Annotated in this window: 1 tRNA gene and 2 rRNA genes; all 3 read right to left on the bottom strand. The window is 48.6% G+C overall.

From position 1 onward, the window contains the following. Positions 1-96, bottom strand: a 23S ribosomal RNA gene (locus tag ACMWKK_RS26270); the annotation flags it as partial. 183 nt (positions 97-279) lie between these two features. Next, positions 280-355: transfer RNA gene (locus tag ACMWKK_RS26265), tRNA-Glu, on the bottom strand. A gap of 85 nt (positions 356-440) precedes the next feature. Next, positions 441-512 (bottom strand): 16S ribosomal RNA (locus tag ACMWKK_RS26260); the annotation flags it as partial.

The following is a 512-nucleotide window of genomic DNA, read 5'->3' as shown; positions in this document are numbered from 1 at the left end:
GTTCATATCACCTCGCCGGCGCTTTTCGCAGATTAGCACGTCCTTCATCGCCTCTGACTGCCAGGGCATCCACCGTGTACGCTTAGTCGCTTAACCTCACAACCCGAAGATGTTTCACTTCATGATTGCGAAAATTTGAGAGACTCGAACACACATAACATGTGTGTCGTTTCAATTTTCAGCTTGATCCAGATTTTTAAAGAGCAAATATCTCAAACAAGACTCGTGAGTCTGTTTTGAGATATGACGGCAGGTGACTTTCACTCACGAACCAGCAAGTGGCGTCCCCTAGGGGATTCGAACCCCTGTTACCGCCGTGAAAGGGCGGTGTCCTGGGCCTCTAGACGAAGGGGACGTGTCAGTCTCAATCGCAAGACGCCTTGCTATTTACTTTTCATCAGACAATCTGTGTGAGCACTACAAAGGCAGGTTCTTTAAGGTAAGGAGGTGATCCAACCGCAGGTTCCCCTACGGTTACCTTGTTACGACTTCACCCCAGTCATGAATCACAA

Source organism: Enterobacter sp. 01-M-03-SI-ECC (assembly GCF_047530215.1).
GTDB lineage: Bacteria > Pseudomonadota > Gammaproteobacteria > Enterobacterales > Enterobacteriaceae > Enterobacter > Enterobacter chengduensis.
This window is presented reverse-complemented; position numbering and strand designations above follow the sequence as displayed.